Genomic DNA, 17,593 nt, shown 5'->3' with positions numbered 1-17,593 from the left:
GGCGGCGTTCCTTGCAGATGAGGCGCGTCCAGTCTCCGAGTAGACCCATGACGGACCGTCAGACGAGTCGGGCTGGGGAACAGCCCGAGCCGGTGATCATCCACGCCACCAGGGCGATGCGGTGAGCACGACGGCGATGATGGTCCGGAACCGCCGTGCTCATGAGCGGGGTGGACACCACCTGGCTGCCCGCCATGCCCGATGTCCAGCGGAGCTACAGGAGGGCGCGGAGTGAGACTTCGGCTTTGTCCACGGCTTCGGTCAGGGCGCGCATGTGGGTGTGCGGGAGGTTTCCCGCACCGAGCCCTGATGCGGTGAGTATGGCGTCGAGTTGCCGTCTGTGTTCACTGCTCAGGCAGGAGCGGGCGGCGGGGTGGTCCAGGACGTCGCGGGCGGCGTAGGCGTCGAGCCTCGCCACATCGGCGATGGCCTGCGCCAGGCGGGCGCCGTGGCGGCTGGTGTGGTCGTGGGCGAGTTCGAGCGCGGTCAGTCCGACGCGGGTCTGGAATACGGCGGTCTCACGGTCGGGCGGGGTGAGCACCGCAAGGGCTTCCTCCAGGACGAGATCGAGCTCTAACTGCGGTGGGGGTGAGGTCGCGGGCCGGCAGCAGATGCGCAGCAGGCCGGCGACGGCGTTCTCCCACGGTTCTGTGGGGATGGTGGAGTCGATCACGTCGCGGGCCTGCTGGGTGAGGCCGCGTTTCATCAGCGACATGATTTTGATCTGGCGTCCGTCGAGGAGGCGGTTGCCGATGCCCCGGTGTGCGGTCATGGCGTCGGCGGCCTCGGTCCAGCGGCCTGCGCGGGCCAGGGCCCTGGCGCCGTCGACGAGGACGGTGACCCACAGCTCTTTGCAGAGGGTCTGGTGGTCCGCGTCGGTGTTGATCAGCCTGGCCAGGTCGACGGTGTGGCCGCGGATTGCGGTGGTGCCGCGTTTCTGGGCGGCGCGGTAGAGCCGTATGAGTACGTCGTAGGCGGCTTCGCCGTCGCCCTCGCGGGTCAGCAGCCGGGAGATGTTGATGATCGGCATGAGCGACATCACCGCGATGTCGCCGGTGAGCTGTCCGGCGTCGGCGAAGACCTGGTGCTGCCTCCAGCACAGGTCGGCTGCGAGGGCGGGCATGCCGACGTCGGAGGCGATGAGGGCGGCGTAGTTGAGGACCGAGCAGGCGCGGGCCACCAGGTCGCAGTGGGCCGCACCTGCGGGCGCGACAGTCATCCTGCTGAGGAGGGCGAGGCGTTCGTCCAGCGGCAGCGCGGGCTTCTTGGCACGGCGGACCAGCGGGATGCGGCCGGCTATCGGCGGGATCATCGGCTCAGTCCTTGCGTGGCCAGTCGACGACAAGCCGGCTGTAGGCCTTGTCGATGACGAAGCGCGGCTCGGTCGCGGTCAGCCGGTCGCGGGCGTCACCGACGGCCATGCGGAAGACGGGCTCAGGAGCGTCGTTGCCCCAGCCGCGGTGCCACTCGCCGATCTCGGTCGCGACGTGGTCGGCGAGCTCGGCGGCGTGAGGGCCGTGGCCCGTGACGCCGACCTCCCAGAACGTGCCCTGCTCGTCCACGCCTTGGCGTTGGGTCAGGTAGGCGAGTGTGTCGCCGTCGAGGGCGGCCATGGCCCCCCAGCCGAAGCTCGGGGCGTAGCCGGGCCGCAGGCCGGGCATGCGGGACAGGCCGTTGGGCAGCACGCATGCCAGGTACAGGTACATCCACTCCCAGGGCTCGCCCTTGCGGAACTTCACGCCGGTGCAGAGCGTGGTGTGCGGCTGGTCCAGGACGGTGCGCATCGCTTCGCGGTCCACCTGCTGCTCGCTGAAGGTCTCCAGGCGCACGTTGCCCTCGCCGTCGTGGGGCACGAGGGTGTAGATGTCGTCGCAGACGCCCTTGCGCAGGGGCACGAAGGTGGCCATCTCGCAGGAGACGGTCCTCCACGTGTCGCCGTCGCGTTCGAAGGCGAAGGAGCGGGAGATGCTGCCGCGGATCCGCATCGGGAGGACCAGGCGTCCGCCGGGGGCGAGCTGGTCGAGGATCCGGACGGGGACGTCGCCGGCGCCGACGGTGAACTGGATGCGGTTGTAGGGGGCGTGCTCGGGAAGGCCCGCCGCGCCGTCGCCCAGGACGGCGGTGACGTTCGTGGCCCCGGCTTCGGCGAGATTCTTGTTCGCGCCGTCGACGAGGTCCTGGTCGACGTCGATGGTCCACACGTGGCCGCCGGGGCCGACGAGGCGGCCGAGGAGGGCGGCGTTGTAGCCCGTGGCCGCGCCGGCTTCGAGGATCTTGTGCCCGGCTTCGGCGCCGACCTGCTCCAGCTGGGTGGCGACGATCGAGGGCGCTGAGATGCAGGAGATCATCTCGCCTGTCGCGTCGTGCTTGATGGGCACGGCGTCGTTGGCGTACGCGGCCTGGAGGTCGACGCCGGGCAGGAACCGGTGGCGCTCGGTCGCCCGGAAGGCGGCAATAACGCCGGGGGTGCGCAGGTGGCCGCTGTCGATCAAGCGGTTCACGAGTGCGTCGCGCAGTTCAGCGGGGTCGGTAGTCAGTTTGCTCTCCACACGGGTGAGGCTACGGTCCGGAGAGGTGGGCCGGCCGGTGAACACGTCGGCTGTCCCCCTTTCGGAAAAGGCGAGGTGACGGCCGAGCCATGCGGTGGCTGCCTGCTCGTCGGCGGGTACTGCGGCGCGGTTGAAAGCGAAGATTGCGTGATGCGCGAGGACGGCGCGCAGTCCTCGCCTCAGGCGCCCCTTGGAGGCGATCCGCCTCAGTCGGCGGCCGGCGTCCTCGAATGCGGCGACGCGCTCCCTCCAGCCCGGTTCGGCGTCCGGGCGCCGGGCTGCGTCCGCGATCATCAGGCGACGCATGGCCGTGATCGCCCGGTCGAGGGCCGGGCCTGCAGGCGGGGTGACGGGTGGCCGCAGGGAGGCGATCTTCGCCCATACGTCGCCGGTCTCGAACGGGTCCAGGCCGGCCGACCGGATCATGCTGGAAAGCAGCAGGACGCAGCGCTCTCTGGCGCCGGGGAGGCCGGTCTGCTCCAGGGCGGCGCGGCTGTCCGCGCAGAACAGGTCATGGGCGACGGCCATGCCTTCGGGGCCGCCGAAGGTTTCGGTCTCCGGCTCGTAGACACCGCCGGTCCAGCCGCTGGCCTGGCCGTCGGCGACGAGTCGGTCCAGCACGTCGGCCGCGGGGTGTTCGGTGCGCAGACGTAGCCCCCCGTCTTTGCGGAGGAAGTGGAATCGCTGGTCGGACAGGGCGGACGACAGCGCCTGGGCGGCCTGTCGGGGCACTCCTCTTCCGTCGGGGAAGGACACACTGGCGTGCCACCAGTCCCTTTCGGGGGGCAGTGCAGGAAGGTCTTCGGCCATGGTCGTGGGCGCTCCTGGTCGGTCGGGTTCGGATCGGCCGGTGGGAGAAGGTGTCAGGTGATCAGCAGGGCACGGGTCCACTTCGTCGTGTCGGTGCCGTCCAGTGCCAGCTGTGCGCCGGTACCACCTTCCATGAATCCGGGCTTGGGCAGCTGGTCCAAGCTGGCGGCGAGGCGCAGGGTGAGCTGTTCGATCAGTGGTGCGAACCGGTTGGGAGTGCTGCTGTCGTCGGCCATGGCGCGGGTGACGGTCAGCAGGCCGGCCCAGCCATGGCACAGCGAGGCGTCGGTGATCAGCCCGAGGAGGACCGGATCGGTCAGCGTGCGTACGGCGGTGTCTTCCGCCGCGCGTCGGCGGGCGGGGTCTGTCAGCGTGATCCCGGCCAGTTGCTGAGTGCGGGCGATGCCGATCCGGCCGTAGCACCAGGACGGTCGCGCCGGTGCCGGCTCAGGTGGGCACGCCAGCTGGTCGCAGGTGGTCCAGTAGCAGCCACCGTAGGTGTCCAGCCAGCGCGCGAACACGTCGACGGCATCGTGCTGCCCGGGCACCTGGACGCCGTGCCGGTCGGCGAGGCAGAGCACCGCCAAAGGACCGGCGATGCCGTGTGCGACGCCGTTGTCGCTGTGTCCGCCGGGCGTGTCCTGGTGGGCGGGCCCGGCCGCCGACCACCATCCCGGCAGCTGCCGGCCGTCGACACGGACCGGCCGGGCCAGAGAGACCAGGTAGGCCAGCACCGCACGGAGCAGCGGCGAGGGCTCGCCGCGGGTCAGCAGGAGCGCGCCCAGTCCGGTCAGGCCGCGGATGAGGTCGAACTCCGCGGGATGCGTCAGGGCCCCGGCCGCCTGCCGCCTGCGGGCTGCGGCCAGCCGGGCGGCCACCACACGGTCGACGGCGTCCCGTACAGCCAGGTCGGTACGCCCGGCGCGGCCGAGCACGAACTCCAGCGCCGGGGCGCCGTGGAACAACGACGCGTTGCGGCCGGTGCTGACGCCGCCCGCAACGGCCTGGGCTAGGCTGCGTCGCGCGGCGGGGAGGTCATCGCGCTCGATGTGCAGCAGCGCCATCCCGAGTGCGCCTTCGGAGAGTTCCTGCGTCCTGGGCGGGCTTGCCGCGGCCGTCATGAGCGCGCCTTCAGCGGGATGACGATGCTGTGGGCCCGCCCGCCGATCCATCCGTCGGCATCCGGCGGCGGCGCGTCGTACAGCACCGCGACCCCGGTCGGGCTGGCCTCAAGGTGGGCGCGCAGCAGGTCCACGGACATGTCCTGGCGCAGGTCGAGCGGCAAGGTGCTGGTCGTCCTCGGCCAGCAGCACGCGCTCCGGCATGGCGACGCGTCCCCGTAGGGCGTGCAGTTGCCCGGCCCACTCATCGCGCGAGGCGGTGCGGCCGGGCAGATCGCGGGCCCGCAGCTTCCAGCGTGCTGCCGCCAGGATCGTCCGCCGGTAGTGCAGTGCCGGGGTGAAGGGCAGCGTCCAGGCAGCGCCCCAGTCGAACCACGACACCTGCGGTGCGACAGCCCGGTTGATCTCGGCGAGGAACCGGGCCAGGGGCGGGGTGTAGTTGTTCCACACGAAGTTGATGGCGGTCGGCGCAAGCAGCTCCAGCCGTCTGCCGGTGGCGGCTTCGGCGAGGTAGAGGCGGCCGTCGCTGTACCCCACGGCCAGATCGGACGGGAACAGCACCCCCTCCGTTCGGTGCCGGAACTCCCCGACGCTGACCAGCCGGGGCAGCACCTGCGGGGCGCGGGTGAGCAGATCCGCCCGGACGCGGCCGGCGTGGAAGGACAACTGTGCCAGCTCCGCGCCCGGCTCGACCGTGGGCAGAGCGGCATGTCCGGCGCCGGCCGACGGGAACAGGTGCCAGAACCGGCCCGCGAACGAGCCCGCCGCGCGGGAGGCGGTGGACACCCGAAGGCGGAAGTCACCGCGCTCCAGAGCACGCGTCGAGCGGGACTGGAGCTGCGCGCACAGTTCGAGATGAGGCGGGTTGATCACGCGCTGCCCGGCCGCCGCCTCCAGCTCCTCGATCATCGCGCCGGACAAGGTCACCGCTGTGCGGCCTTCGAGCGCGGCGGTGCCGGCGAGGTCCAGCAACAGCCGGTCCCGCCGGGTCATCGGGCGGGGCGGCTCGGACACGCCGCCGAACCCCTCAGGCAATCCCAGGCCTCGCTCGGGGTCTGTCACCAGGAGCAATGCCACCTCGACGTTTTCGCCGTAGCGGTCGGCGAACTGCTCGATGTAGCGGCGCCATGCAGGGGTCCCCGCCGGATGCATGGCGAGCCGGGTCAGAACCGTGGCGGCGGTCTCCGCCTCCGCCAGCACTTCCTTCGGCAGCCGCACCGTGGCGTCCAGCCGCAGATCCGGCGCAGTCACACGGGTCCGGGTCGCTTCCCGCAGAGCAGGCGGCAGGGTTTCGGTCGGATCGGTGACGGTGGCCGGAGCGCGCAGCGAGGACCGCAGCAGCCGCACCCGCAGAAGCTGCGCCAGCATCCCGGCCCGGTGACGTTCGGCTGTGTCCGGGAACTCGGCGGCGAGCCGTTCCGCCAGAACCCCGTACCGGATCGGTGTACGGGCGGCGTCGAGGACCAGCGCGAGAGCGGGCGTCAGCGCGAGCGAGAACTCCGAGGCGCCCTCGGAGGGGATGTAGACGCGCCCGCCCCGCTGCTGGGCGAGGGTGTTGACGCAGACCTCGACGTTAGACATCCGCGCGCTGTCCATCTCCCAGTGGCTGATCGCCGTGTCCAGCGCCACCGGGTCCGGCCGGCACACCGCCTGGTGCCGGTCCCCGACCCGCACATGCGTCCTGTCGCCGAACTCGAGCGGCGCGACACCCGCGAACCGGCCGAACGGGGCCGAGCGGCTGGTGTACCTGATCGCGTACCGGGCGGTGGCCAGGGCCGCGCGCCGGATGCGGCGTGCCTTGTGCGCCCGTCCGCCGATGATGGATTGCACCTGACAGCTCAGATCCGGGCTGGCCTCGGAGACGGTCTTGCGGAAGGTGTCATCGGCCCACACCGCGGCCAGCCACGAGCGCCAGTGCTCGGCCTGTGCGTCGGGTCCCGGCCAGGGCGGCATGTCCGGCCCGGTGGCGTGCGCGGCCGCGCGCAGGACCCCTTCGCCGGCACTCCGGTACATGCTGTGTCGGGAGCGTGTCATGACCCTCCTTCCTGAGCGGAGGTGTGGGCTGGACGAGGGCTTCGTCCAGCCCACACTGCGGGGGGCTGGGCTGGGCCGGTTACACCGTGGAGCCGGAGCAGGCGCTCGGGCAGGAGGAACCGCAGTTGTCGCCGGTGCTGCAGGTCAGCACCGTCTCGGTGGCCGGCGTGTTCTCGATGAAGGTGATGTCGAGCTGGAACGGGTCGTCCGGCTCGGACTCGGGGTTGCTGACCGACTCGATCGTCTGCGTGCTCATCACTGCTCCTGTTCCGTGAGAGAGAGGCACTGCAAAGGTGGGCGTGCAGCCAGAGGGCTGGTGCTACCGCGTGGCGTGGCACCGCCGGCCGCGGTGGTGCGCGGGATGCATGAAGCTCTCTGCGCGCGTGCCGAGTTGATGACACACCGTGACGGCTGTGCTGGACAATGGCGTGCACCGATCCAGCACCGATCCCACGCAGCGAGGTGGTCCCCGATGTCTGATCAGCTCCGCGACCGCATGCGACAGGCGCGCAGGGCATCCGGCATGGTCTGGGCGAGGTTCGCCCGTGAGGCGGGGTTCGGCGAGGCGTACCTGCGCAATGTCGAGAACGGGAACAGGTCGGTGACCCCGGCGGTCGCTGCCGCCTACGATCGAGTGCTGAAGACCGGCGGCGCCTTCGCGGCGGCGTTGCACGAGCCCGGCTCCGTGGCCGCCACAGCGGGGGCGTGGGACCAGCCGGGAAGTCTGAGCGTTCTGACCGACCTGCTGAAGGGAAGCAGCGTGGATCGCAGAGGGATCCTCTCGGCCGCGGTGGCGCTCTCCCTCTCGGCCAGCAGCTGGTCCACAGCGCTTGGGGCGGCCGGCGCGGGCGGGACACACGAAGCGGTCCCAGGCGGCCCGGCGCTGCTGGCCCACATCGACGACCGGCTCGATTACCTGAGGCACATGGACGACGAGCTGGGCAGCGGCGAGGTGTACCAGCTGGCCCGCAGTGAACTGTCCTTGATCGTCACGCAGATCAAGTCACGCCGCTACCACGGCCCGGCGCTGGACCACCTGTACTCGATGGCGTCGGAAGCGGCCCGGCAGGTCGCATGGGCCGCGTTCGACCAGGGCCGCCCCGGTATCGCCCAGCGGTTCTTCGACGGCTCCTTCCGGGCCTCCGCCGAGGCCGGCGATCCGGTCAGCGGCGCGTACGCACTGTCGTTCGCCGCGATCCAGTGCTACTCCACCCCCCACCAGGCACAGCGCGCCGTGTCGCTGCTGGAGACAGCACAAGAGCAGGTGAGACGGAAGGCCACTGCGCGGATGCACGCCATGCTGGCGGCCCGCACCGCCCGCGCCCTGTCGAAAACCGGCGCGAAGAAGGAGTGCGCCCGGCACCTCGACCTCGCCCGCAAGGCGCTGGACAAAGGCCCCCACGACGACGACCCGAAGACCCTGTACTGGGTGGACTACGGCGAGATCGAGATGATCGCAGGCTCGTCCGCCTTACAGCTCGGCGATCCCGCCGAAGCGCTGCGCCGCTTCGAAGCGGGCATGCAAGCGGCATACCCGGGCGCCGAGGAGTACCCGCGCAGCCACGCGATCTACCTCGCTCGCGCGGCCGAGGCACATCTCGCCATGCACGATCTGGACGCTGCGGTCGCCACCGCACGCCACGCGGCCAGGTGTCTCGGCTCGGTGGACTCTGCGCGCTCGGCCATGGAGCTGAAGGTGCTCCGCGAGAAACTGGCGCCGCACACCGCGCACGCCGCGGTGCGGGAGTTCCTACACGTCGGCTAGGCCCAGCATCTCACGCAGACGCCTCGCCACTACTTTCTCGTCCAGCGCCAGCAGCGGCGTGATACCGAGCCTGTGGGCGGCTTTGAGGTTCTCTTCGCTGTCATCGACGAACAGGCACCGCTCGGCCGGCACGCCGAGCTTGTCGAGCACCAGACGGAAGATGGCAGGATCGGGCTTGCGCACTCCGTGCTCTGCGGAGAGCACGACTTCATCGAACGTGCCGTGCAAGTCGAACCCGGCGTAGGGGTCGTACGGCTCCCGGCCGAGGCTGTTGGACAACACCGCGGTCCTGATCCCGGCCGCCCGTGCCTGCCGGGCCACGCTGAGCACCTGGTGCGCCGGAAAGGCGTCATGGAGATACCGGGCCATCAGGTTGTCGGGCGCGACGCCCATCAGGGCAGCGAACCCACTGTTCCACTCGGACTGCGTGATCTTGCCGAGTTCCAGCTTCCGGAACAGCTCCTGCCCCCGGGGGTCCGCCCAGGCACGGAGAAACGTCCCTCGCGCGATCCCCTCCCGGTCTTCGAAGTAGGAGATCACCTCGACCATGTTGAAGGTAAGGACTCCGAAGAAGTCGAAGATCAGCCCCGTGTACCTGGAGTCTGTTGTCGTCGCCATCCGAAAAGCGTACGGAGCGTGCGGGAGTTGAGGCAGCACCGGAGAAAGAGTGGCCGCAACACTGCCAGAACCCGGGGCGGCTTCTTGATGGGATTGGGGTGACTTCACCTCGCCAGATGCCGGCGCGTCGTCCTGCTCGCCATCCTGCGTCGTCGCCGTGAGCGGGGCGGGCCCGTGCACGGCCGGTCGACACGGTAGAGGCTAGAGGCCCGGAGCTGTTGAGCGAGGCTTGGACAAGTGTGCTCGTGCCGCGGAGCGGGTGGCGCCGCCGGTGTCGTACCGAGCGGTCCCCGATGCGGCCTTTGCGCTGGTACGCACGCCGCCGCGGCGCAGTCATGCAGGAGGACCAGGGCCCGAGTGCCCGCTAGTGCCGGCAGCCCCCGCCCCGCGCGTGCGGCTGACCTAGGCAGTTTCGTTCGGATCACCGGGCGGACCAGAGGTGGCCGAGTCCTACCTGCTGTCCGTCGTCAGGAAGCCGGGGGCAGTGTCCGTTCCGCCAGCTGCCCCAACGACGCCATCCGCGCCGTGTCCCACCCAGGTTGGGGTGGAAGGCTCCGGAGCAGTCCGCGCAGCCGCTTCGCCTCCACCACGGTCACGCCCTGCAGTTCGAGCCGGCCGTGCGGTGCCGGGACCTTCGCCCCGTGCACGGCGACGACCGGCCGGACCGGGACGCCCAGCGCACGCGCCGCCTGATCGGCCTCCCACCCCACCGTCTGCAAAGCCCGGGACTGGTCATACCGGCCGTACCACAAGATGCCGCCCCGCACCGTCAGCCGGGACTTGTTCGACGTCCAGTTCTTCGTGTCGATGTAGAACGCGCCAGTGGCCGTGAAGACCAGATGGTCCAGGTTCGCACGGCTCCCCGGGACGGCCCGGTCGTGAAGTATTACGGCGTGGCCCCCGCGGACGAGCGGGGCCAGAAGCCGCGCCGTCCGGACCTCGCCGGCGGCGCCCACCGCCCAGCTGTTGCGAGACCGCCGGTATAACCGCCACACGCCCGGCCCGGCAACGCCGAGCCCGGCGACCAAGCCGAGCTGCCAGGTCCCCACAGTCGCTACAGCCCAGCCGACCACCGTGGCGGCCGCCGTGAGAGGCGGCAGCACCACCTTGGCCCGCCGATGCTGTGCCGCCCGCTCGGCGGCCCGCGCAACGTCTGCCATCCGTCGTGCGCTCGCGCCCGCACCGCCCCGGTACCCGGCCGTTGCCATGACACCCCTCCCTCGTCAGGTCCTTCACCAGGACGGTAGTGGTGGGCGGTGACACCGTGCAGAAGAGTCCGCGAGCCAGGGAAGCCCGCGCTGCTGCGGTCAGCAAGGTCCCGGTACCGAACAGGGAAATGGCTGGTTTTCGCTGCACGAAAAGGTTGGAGAGCATGCACAAGGGGGGTAGGTAAGTGCTGCACAAAGTGTGCAGCACTCCCAGCGAAACAGGGAATCAACCTTGGGTCACGTTCTTCCGCTTGCCAATGGCCTGCGCACCGACCACCCGGTGCCGGGCCTGCCGTTCATCGACGACTCCCACATCCCCCTCGACGAAGGCCCGGAGGCCATCGAGGCTGTCGGCCGCAACAAAGGCCCGGACATGTGGGGCCGCTTCGACAAGAACCGCGCCGGCGGCGGCTGGCGCGCCTTCACCACCGACCCGCTCAACCACACCCTCGGCTGGGCGGTGCGCCACCACCCCGTCCACGGCCGGACCGTGCTGCTCGTGCGCGACACCGACACCTCCTCACTGCACAGCCAGTGGGACGGCGAGCAGCTGCTGTTCCGGGCCGGCGGCTACTGGTGGAACGGCGAGACGTGGTACCGGCCCGGGCAGGTATGGGACCCGGTCACGCAGGATTTCGAGCGGCGCAAAGCCCGGATGGCCGTCACCGTCAGCGTCGCGGACATGCTCGACGGCCGCGCCGACCCGGCGAAGGCATACATCGGGAAGGTGGCCACCTTCGACCCGGACGCCCCGCGGCCGGACAACTGGCTCGACCACCTGGCGCTGTGGGCATCCCACCACCAGGAGCGGGACGGCACCCTGCCGCTGAAGCAGTGCGTGGTCGACGTCTCCAGCCCGGAACTGACCGGCACCCAGCTGATCGGCGCCCCGGAGATGGCGGAACTCGGCGGCATCACCGCCTCGACACTGCGGGCCTACATCTCGCGCGGCAACTCCGAAGTGCCGCTGCCGCAGGCCACCGTCGGCGGCCGCGACCAGTGGGCCCGGGCCGTGGCGGAGGACTGGGTGGAGGCGCGTCAGCGCTCGTACGCCGGCGTCAAGTCCGCCATGTCCGCCGGCGACCCCGACAGCCTCTCCCCCGGGGCGGCCGAGGTACGCGGCCGGTTCGCCGCCGACTTCCGCCACGCGCTGTTCGGCCGGCCCGACCTGCGCAAGCGGTGGGTGCTGCGGCATCGCAACGAGGAATCCGTGGCCGAGGTCGCAGACGCGCTGGCCTGGTCGGTGGCGGTCAGCCTCGACGACATCGTCCCCACCGAGCACCTGGGACACACCGTGCGGGCCGCGGTCATGAACGACTTCGCCGAGTCCGTCGAGATGCACGCCGACGACACGCACGACGAGGGCGAGGACCGCTGGTGGCACCTCACCCTGACGCCCTCGGTCGCCAGGACCCTGGACTGGTACATCCGGTGCTTCCCCGCCGAGGCGTACACCACCATCGGGGACATCCAGCGGCACGCCCACCTCACCTGGTCGGTGCCGGCAGCGAGCACCCTGCGCGCACTGCGCACCGCGCTCTCCCTCGACGGTGACCTGACCGACACACAGCGCGAGACATACTTCGCGCTGCTCGAACCACACCAGGACACCGACTGACAGCCCCCGTACGCGGGGCGGAAGCGGGCCGGAGCCGACACCGCAGGCCAGACCGGTGACGCACCCGCCCTTGAGACGGTGATGGCCCGCATCCGCGTTCCCCGCACCGGCCCGGGCAGGCCCCGGACCTGACGTGCCGGGCCGCCCTGCGACGCCGGCGGCGGCTGCTCCAGTCCCTACCCCGCTACACCGGCCACTCGATGCACCGGGGCGCGGTCCGCGCTTCCCAGCGCCGCGACGTCCCCCGGGACGTCATCGAAGCCAAGTACCGCTACGCCCCCCGGCTCCCGCGCACTGGCCCGCTACCTCGACAGCGTGCTGCGCCGTGGCAAAGCCCCGAACACCTCACCGACGCCCCGGGTGGGCAGACGGTCGGGCAGCTGTGGGTTGCGCTTGGACGGGACCTATGCGGTGGAGTCGAGGAAGTCGGCGACGGGGCGGGCCGTGCGGTAAGCGGCGAGCTGTCCGCGCAGGTCGGCCAGGGTACTGGTGCCGCGGGCGGAGTCGGCTCCGCCGAGTTGTTCGATGCGCGTTCGGCGACGTCGACGGCAGCGTCCATGTCACCGAGTGCGAGGTGAGCCTCGGCCTGGCGGGCGAGGTAAATGCCTGCGCCGCGGGCCTCGGTGGTGGTGTCGTAGGGGTCTCCGTGCCGCAGAGCGGCGTCGAAGTGCTCCAGCGCGCGGGCAGGCTCGCCGAGCGTGAGCGCGCACGAGGCGGCGACCTCGTGGCATTCGCCGTGGGTCATCCAGTACATCGAGGGCAGGTCGTGCGCAGCAGGCCCGGCGCGGTCGCAGGCGGCGAAGGCGGCGTCGATCGCCCGGTAGGCGGCCTCGGCCTCGCCGGCCTTGGAGTGGGCGCGGGCCTGGCGGACGTAGTGCGGGGCCGTGAAGACCGTGTCCAGTTCCTGCAGCGGGTACGCGGTGGGCCGCTGCCGCGGGTGCGGCACGATGCGGCCGGCGAACACCCGGTGCAGGAAGTGCGCCAGCGGCGCGCGCGGCCCGGCGTCCCACCGGCCCGCGGTGAACCTCGCCCGGCCCTCGGCGACGTCCAGGCCGCCGCCGTCGGCCGGCTCCAGGCGCACCGAGGGCACCGTCCCGAGCCACGGGGGCCGGGGCCGGTCGGAGGACCACACCGAGCGCACCTTGTCTTGCAGCATCCGCGCCGCCCGCGCTTGGATCTCCTCGCGGGTGATCGGGGAGAGCTGCGCTTCGAGGGCGATCCGCCACTGCCCGCCCGGATCGGTGGCCATGGCGTCGGCCCGCCACGCTCCCTCGGGTCCGGCAACCTCCAGCTCGACGCGCGCGCCGGCCTCCCGGGCCGCCGTCGACAGCTCCAGCTTGAGCAGGTGGTGCGCCAGCGCTCGCGCACTGCGGGGCGCCGGGCGCGTGGGCGAAGAAGTGCAGCCCCGTGGGCGAGACCTTCGCGTGCACCGGGTGCCGGCACTCGTCGCACCGCAGCGGCGCGGCCGGCCGCACCCGGTGGACGTCCTCCCAGCTCCTGCCGCACGCGAGGTCCGGCAGATGCGCGAAGACCGTCCCCACTGCTCGTGTACGGCACGGAACGCCACGGCTTCCCCCTCCATGGCTGTTTCGTCCGGGACAGCATGGCGCAGGGCACCGACATAGAGTGCGCGCTCACGGGCCGCAGCGGGCGGTGCGTGCGAGCGGAGTCGACAGCCCGGCTCGTGCCCCAGCCACGGCATGTCTCGCCGTAACGGGTGCTACGCCGGGCGTCTACTCAGGAGGCCGAGGCCAGCTCCCTGAGGCGGCCGAGCCGCTCGTACAGGGCGTATTCGGCGAGCGCGCGGGCATGTCGGGCGACCGCCCGGCGGTCCTGCTCACTCTCCGAGCGTGCCGCGCTGATCGGCGCACCGCCGTCCACGAACCGGATCGGCCGGCATCAACGGCTCGATCCGGTCCTACATCGGATCGGTGATTACTAATTACAGACACACCCGATCGACCGACCAACCCATCAGAGAGACACGCTCCAGGTTCGCATCCCTTATGGCGAGCCGCCAATCACCGTGCAACTAGTCCAATAAACCAGGAGTCAGATTTTCTGCTGCGCCTATAGAAAACATTGGACTGAATCGGATCACATAGCACCACGAGAATATCACCCTCCCCTAGATTAATCACTCGCTCCTTTTAGCCTCACTCAATCTTATGACCATGAACTCTACTTCATGTTTCCCGGGCTTGAGTTCGACCCACCGCAACCTCCTCCCCGAACGACTTGCATTGCAGAGCTCGGCGCCGTCTTTCCGTAGTACCACAATACCCAATTTGTACACTGGGCTCCGCACAGGTTCCCTGATATCCGCATACAGGAGGATGCCTGTCGCACCCCTTCTCCGCTGTCGACGCAAGCGCCTTTTGACACGCCATGGAATTCGCCGCACTTCAGTAAGAGCCTGCACAGAAGGAAGCCTGTGGCCAGTCACGCTACTCGTCCTCCACACGATCACTGCTCCCCAAATTCCCTCCACTTACGGTTCCGATAATCGAGTAACCGACGGAACTCGCATTCGCCGTATGAGCCAGCCCTCGGTTCATCATCGCCCCTCCCTTCAGGAGGACACGCCAGTGAAGAGGTGCGCCAACGGCTTCGCAAAGCATCGAGGCCGCAATCTTTTCGGCACCGAACCCCGCGCCAGCCATACCCAGACTGGCAGCCCCCATAGCGCAGCTGCCTCACTGCTTAGACGCACATGCGTCTGCTGTCGTCGCAGCCCCCAACACGAATCCGCCGACCAATGCTGCTGTCGTGACGTACCATCCCAGAGGAGTGATCATCGAGGCGACGCCGAGACCAACACCAACCCACCCCAGAAGCGTACTGTGTTTTTGCATGAAATTGTGTGCGGCGTTGACTCCCTTCTTAACCCACCCGAATATCCCTTCCTTCTTACGGCAACCTGGCCGGACTCCACGTCGCTGCCATCTTCATCTGGTCCGCGCGGTGATCCGAAAGAAACGGCCTAAATCCACCTAACGAGCCCCTTGAAGGTTCGGAAGCTCTTTGATTTCCATGAAGCGGCCGCAAGCCAATCACGATCGAGCTCAACACTCGTACGCGTAACGCCCGCCTCGTGCTTGCTGTTGTGCGCGGGAGTCAAGTACCCACAGGCTATTCGCCATCCCACACGCACAATGGAGATACCAAGCTCCCGGGCTGCTTCCGACTGCGACATCCACTCATTGTCAGGACATGCAACTGGAGGATTGCTCCAGCCCTTCATGACACGGGGATATGACCGTTCAGACATGCGCTAGAACATCCAATCCATCACAGTTCGTCGTAGACACCCAGAGCAGCCTTTCCGAGGCTAGCACGAGGGACTCCTTCCAGAGGCAAGCCGGCCTTAGGCCGCAGGGCGACGCAGCCACCTATCCCCCTACCACAGAGACTTCCGGCGACTATCCCCATTCCCTCAGCTTTCGCCGTACATACAAGAAACGTAGATACTCCTTGACGGCGTTCCTCAGGAGAGGACAGAGCGTAGTGTGCAACGAGCCCGCCAGCGAAGAGTGCGCCAGCGCCCACGATAAACAGTCCAACGCCGCACGGAGCCAGGGTGATACATAGACCCGTCCCGGTCGCTGCAAGAATCTTCACACCCTTGTCAATCAGCCAGTGCTTGTCTGTCACTTATTCCTTGGTGTTCAACCAGGCATCACTGAGATGCCCCTTCACGAGGCTGCCGAATATTCCTTCTTTCTTGCGGCGCTCCTTGTCAGCCTTAGCCTTCCGTTCCTTGGCCCTGGCGAGAGCTTGGGCTTTGGCGCGGGCTGCCGCCTTCGCGTTGTAGTGATAGACCTTGCAGGTGCTGGGGTTGGCGCGGTATGCGGCGTACTTCTTGCGGGATTCCTTGTCCTTGAGCGGGGTCTGCTGCCAGACCCAGTGGCCGTTCTTCAGGGTGCAGCCGACCGACATGCCGCAGTCCTCGCCCCAGCGGGTGTCGTTGCAGCAGGCGCCGCCGGCGGGGCCGTCGGGACGGAGGCCGCCGGGGTCGGACTGGGTGACCGGGCTGTTGTGGGCGTAGGAGCAGGCGTTCATCCGGGGCCGGGTCGTCGAGGTCGATGACGGGGTCGACGGAGAGGAAGCGTCCCAGGGCGGGGTCGTATGCGCGGGCGCCGAGGCGGACCAGGCCGGTGGGGTCGCTGGTGCCGCCGACGAAGCCGCGGGTCCCGGGTTCGGTCTGGGTGGAGCGCATCTCGCCGAAGGGGAGTTGCTTGCGGCGGGTGACGGCCAGGGCCGTCATGGCGATGGCCGCGGTCACCGTGCCCTGCTGGTCGGGGACGAGGAAGGAGAAGCCGCTGCTGGTACGGACGGCGACGGTTTCGCCCCCGTGGGTGCTGTCGGGGCGAGGCCGGCGCAGAAGGCCAGGTGGGCGGCCGAGGGCGCCGGGTGCTCACCCTCCAGGCCGCCACCCGAGCGCCGGCCCCAGACGGGTGGCCATGTCGGTGAGGATCTGCACGTAGTCCTCGTGCTCGAAGGTGAAGGGCAGCGCGAAGGCGACCTCGTCGACCTCGCGGAAGGCGGGGTCCGCGTGCAGTCGCTCGGCGATCTGCTCCGAGGTGCCGACGATGTCGCGTGCGAAAAGCAGGCGCGCGGGCCCCTGCGGTGTGCTGGTGCGCGGTGACCGCTGCCGCGCGAACGCCTCGTACTTCTCGCGCTGCGCGGTCGTCGCGGTGTCGGTCGGGATGACGACGAGCCCCTGCGAGATGCGTGCGTGCTCCCCGTCGGGGTGGTGGGCGCGGAAGGCCCGGATGTGGGAGAGCTGGATGGCGGCGAAGTCGAAGGAGCCCCCGGTTCCGGAGCCCCTGGTGTCTGCGCTGTCACCGGAATCCTCGAAGCTGCCGGCCTCGCCGGAGCCCCCGGCGGGCTCCTCGACCTTGACGACGCTGCTGAGCAGGAGGTTCATGCCGTTCTCCCCCGCCCACCGGGCGGACCGCAGGCTGCCGCTCCCGTACCACATGCGGCCGCTGAGCCCGGGAGAGTGCGGCTGGACGCGGGCGGAGTACACCTCGAAGCCTTCCGCGCCGGAGAAGTCGGTGGCGGGTTCGCCGCGCACGAAGGACAGCAGGCGCCGCACCCGCTCGAAGCTGAAGTCCTCTGCCTTCGCGGTGTCCGGGTAGAGCGCGGGGAGGACCCGGTCGGCGTGCATCGGCGGCCCGACGCTGACGCCGGGGTTGAGCCGGCCGCCGGAGAGCAGGTCGACGGTGGCCAGGTCCTCGGCGAGCCGGAGCGGATTCTCCCAGCCCAACGGGATCACGGCGGTGCCGAGTTCGATGCGGCTCGTGCGCTGCGAGGCGGCGGCCAGTACCGCCACCGGCGAGGAGATGCCGTACTGCAGGTGGCGGTGGCGCACCCAGGCGCTGTCGAAACCGAGCTGTTCGCCGAGTTCGATGAGCTTCAGTGTGTTCTCGTGGCCGGGACGGGGATCGGCGCCGTCGAAGAGACCGATGGTCAAAAAGCCCAGCTTCCGCAGTGGTCTCGAGCTCGGCGGCACGGTGTCCTCCCAGGTCGGTGGCACGGCCGTCCAGTGGCCGCGCACGCACGTCAATCCAGTCACGGCGGGAGCCCCAGGTCCCGACCGCATCCAGCGACCCGACGACGACCGCTCGCAGCGGAACACACGGCCCCTCTCCGGCAACGCTGAGCCGGCGGCCCCGCATTTCCGTCCAGTGAGCTTTTTCAGCGTTGCCTCTCCAGTGTGAGGATGGCTGCGGCGATTGACGTCATGCGGTTGGGGCTGCACCGGGCTCTGCGGATGATCCGCCAGGAACTTCAGCCGTGCCATGCCTCGCTCGACGGGTGCCCGGGCCCGGGCCGGCGCGCGGTTGACCGTGCGCTGGGTCACG

13 protein-coding genes and 3 pseudogenes are annotated in these 17,593 nt (G+C 69.8%); 3 read left to right on the top strand and 13 right to left on the bottom strand.

Annotation, left to right across the window (positions count from 1 at the left end):
- Positions 1 to 214 precede the first annotated feature (214 nt).
- From IE286_RS24435 to IE286_RS24415, 6 genes are all read right to left on the bottom strand, one after another.
- Positions 215 to 1,312, bottom strand: coding sequence for a hypothetical protein (locus IE286_RS24435; protein WP_189798939.1), 1,098 nt, complete (start codon positions 1,310 to 1,312; stop codon positions 215 to 217).
- A 4-nt stretch (positions 1,313 to 1,316) separates the two neighbouring features.
- On the bottom strand, positions 1,317 to 3,281 hold the full coding sequence (gene fxlM / locus IE286_RS24430; RefSeq protein WP_229863584.1) for a methyltransferase, FxLD system: 1,965 nt from the start codon (positions 3,279 to 3,281) through the stop codon (positions 1,317 to 1,319).
- A 131-nt stretch (positions 3,282 to 3,412) separates the two neighbouring features.
- Positions 3,413 to 4,480 carry a lanthionine synthetase C family protein gene (locus IE286_RS24425; protein ID WP_189798937.1) on the bottom strand — a complete coding sequence of 356 codons (1,068 nt, stop codon included), beginning with the start codon at positions 4,478 to 4,480 and terminating at the stop codon, positions 3,413 to 3,415.
- Positions 4,477 to 4,614 (bottom strand): hypothetical protein, encoded by a 138-nt coding sequence (locus IE286_RS27425; RefSeq protein ID WP_229863565.1) that lies wholly within the window; start codon positions 4,612 to 4,614, stop codon positions 4,477 to 4,479. Before IE286_RS27425 ends, IE286_RS24425 begins: the two co-directional genes overlap by 4 nt.
- Entirely contained in the window at positions 4,589 to 6,514 is a 1,926-nt protein-coding gene (locus IE286_RS24420) for a lantibiotic dehydratase family protein (protein ID WP_229863562.1), read from the bottom strand. The genes IE286_RS27425 and IE286_RS24420 overlap by 26 nt, the downstream gene beginning before the upstream one ends.
- Positions 6,515 to 6,593: 79 nt before the next feature.
- Positions 6,594 to 6,770, bottom strand: a complete 177-nt coding sequence (locus IE286_RS24415) for an FxLD family lanthipeptide (protein WP_189798936.1) — start codon at positions 6,768 to 6,770, stop codon at positions 6,594 to 6,596.
- 216 nt (positions 6,771 to 6,986) lie between these two features.
- Here IE286_RS24415 and IE286_RS24410 point away from each other — a divergent pair, with 216 nt between their 5' ends.
- On the top strand, positions 6,987 to 8,279 hold the full coding sequence (locus IE286_RS24410) for a helix-turn-helix domain-containing protein (protein WP_189798935.1): 1,293 nt from the start codon (positions 6,987 to 6,989) through the stop codon (positions 8,277 to 8,279).
- On the opposite strand, the gene IE286_RS24405 is transcribed toward IE286_RS24410, so the two are convergent.
- Positions 8,265 to 8,897 (bottom strand): HAD family hydrolase, encoded by a 633-nt coding sequence (locus IE286_RS24405; protein WP_189798934.1) that lies wholly within the window; start codon positions 8,895 to 8,897, stop codon positions 8,265 to 8,267. The two genes, IE286_RS24410 and IE286_RS24405, sit on opposite strands and share 15 nt — an antisense overlap.
- Before the next feature lie 467 nt (positions 8,898 to 9,364).
- Positions 9,365 to 10,057, bottom strand: a complete 693-nt coding sequence (locus tag IE286_RS24400) for a nuclease-related domain-containing protein (protein ID WP_229863559.1) — start codon at positions 10,055 to 10,057, stop codon at positions 9,365 to 9,367.
- A 280-nt stretch (positions 10,058 to 10,337) separates the two neighbouring features.
- Between IE286_RS24400 and IE286_RS24395 the strand changes: the two genes are divergently transcribed.
- On the top strand, positions 10,338 to 11,723 hold the full coding sequence (locus tag IE286_RS24395) for a hypothetical protein (protein ID WP_189798932.1): 1,386 nt from the start codon (positions 10,338 to 10,340) through the stop codon (positions 11,721 to 11,723).
- Positions 11,724 to 11,756: 33 nt separating this feature from the next.
- Positions 11,757 to 11,852 (top strand): annotated as a pseudogene (locus IE286_RS24390) (IS5/IS1182 family transposase); the annotation flags it as partial.
- A gap of 142 nt (positions 11,853 to 11,994) precedes the next feature.
- Here IE286_RS24390 and IE286_RS24385 read toward each other — a convergent pair.
- The 5 genes and pseudogenes from IE286_RS24385 to IE286_RS24365 all read right to left on the bottom strand — a co-directional run.
- A complete protein-coding gene (locus IE286_RS24385) occupies positions 11,995 to 13,305 on the bottom strand; it encodes a tetratricopeptide repeat protein (RefSeq protein WP_443743033.1) in 1,311 nt (436 codons plus the stop codon).
- 2,072 nt (positions 13,306 to 15,377) lie between these two features.
- The gene (locus IE286_RS27420) at positions 15,378 to 15,785 is read right to left on the bottom strand and encodes a hypothetical protein (RefSeq protein WP_229863635.1); all 408 of its coding nucleotides are present in this window, start codon (positions 15,783 to 15,785) and stop codon (positions 15,378 to 15,380) included.
- 85 nt (positions 15,786 to 15,870) lie between these two features.
- Positions 15,871 to 15,942 (bottom strand): annotated as a pseudogene (locus tag IE286_RS27415) (hypothetical protein); the annotation flags it as partial.
- Between the two features lie 198 nt (positions 15,943 to 16,140).
- The gene (locus tag IE286_RS24370) at positions 16,141 to 17,241 is read right to left on the bottom strand and encodes an LLM class flavin-dependent oxidoreductase (protein ID WP_189798957.1); all 1,101 of its coding nucleotides are present in this window, start codon (positions 17,239 to 17,241) and stop codon (positions 16,141 to 16,143) included.
- Between the two features lie 185 nt (positions 17,242 to 17,426).
- Positions 17,427 to 17,593, bottom strand: a pseudogene (locus tag IE286_RS24365) (transposase family protein); the annotation flags it as partial.

Source organism: Streptomyces thermodiastaticus, assembly GCF_014656135.1.
Taxonomy (GTDB): Bacteria; Actinomycetota; Actinomycetes; order Streptomycetales; family Streptomycetaceae; genus Streptomyces; species Streptomyces thermodiastaticus.
The sequence above is the reverse complement of the archived record's forward strand: the minus strand, read 5'-3'. Positions and strand labels throughout refer to the sequence as shown.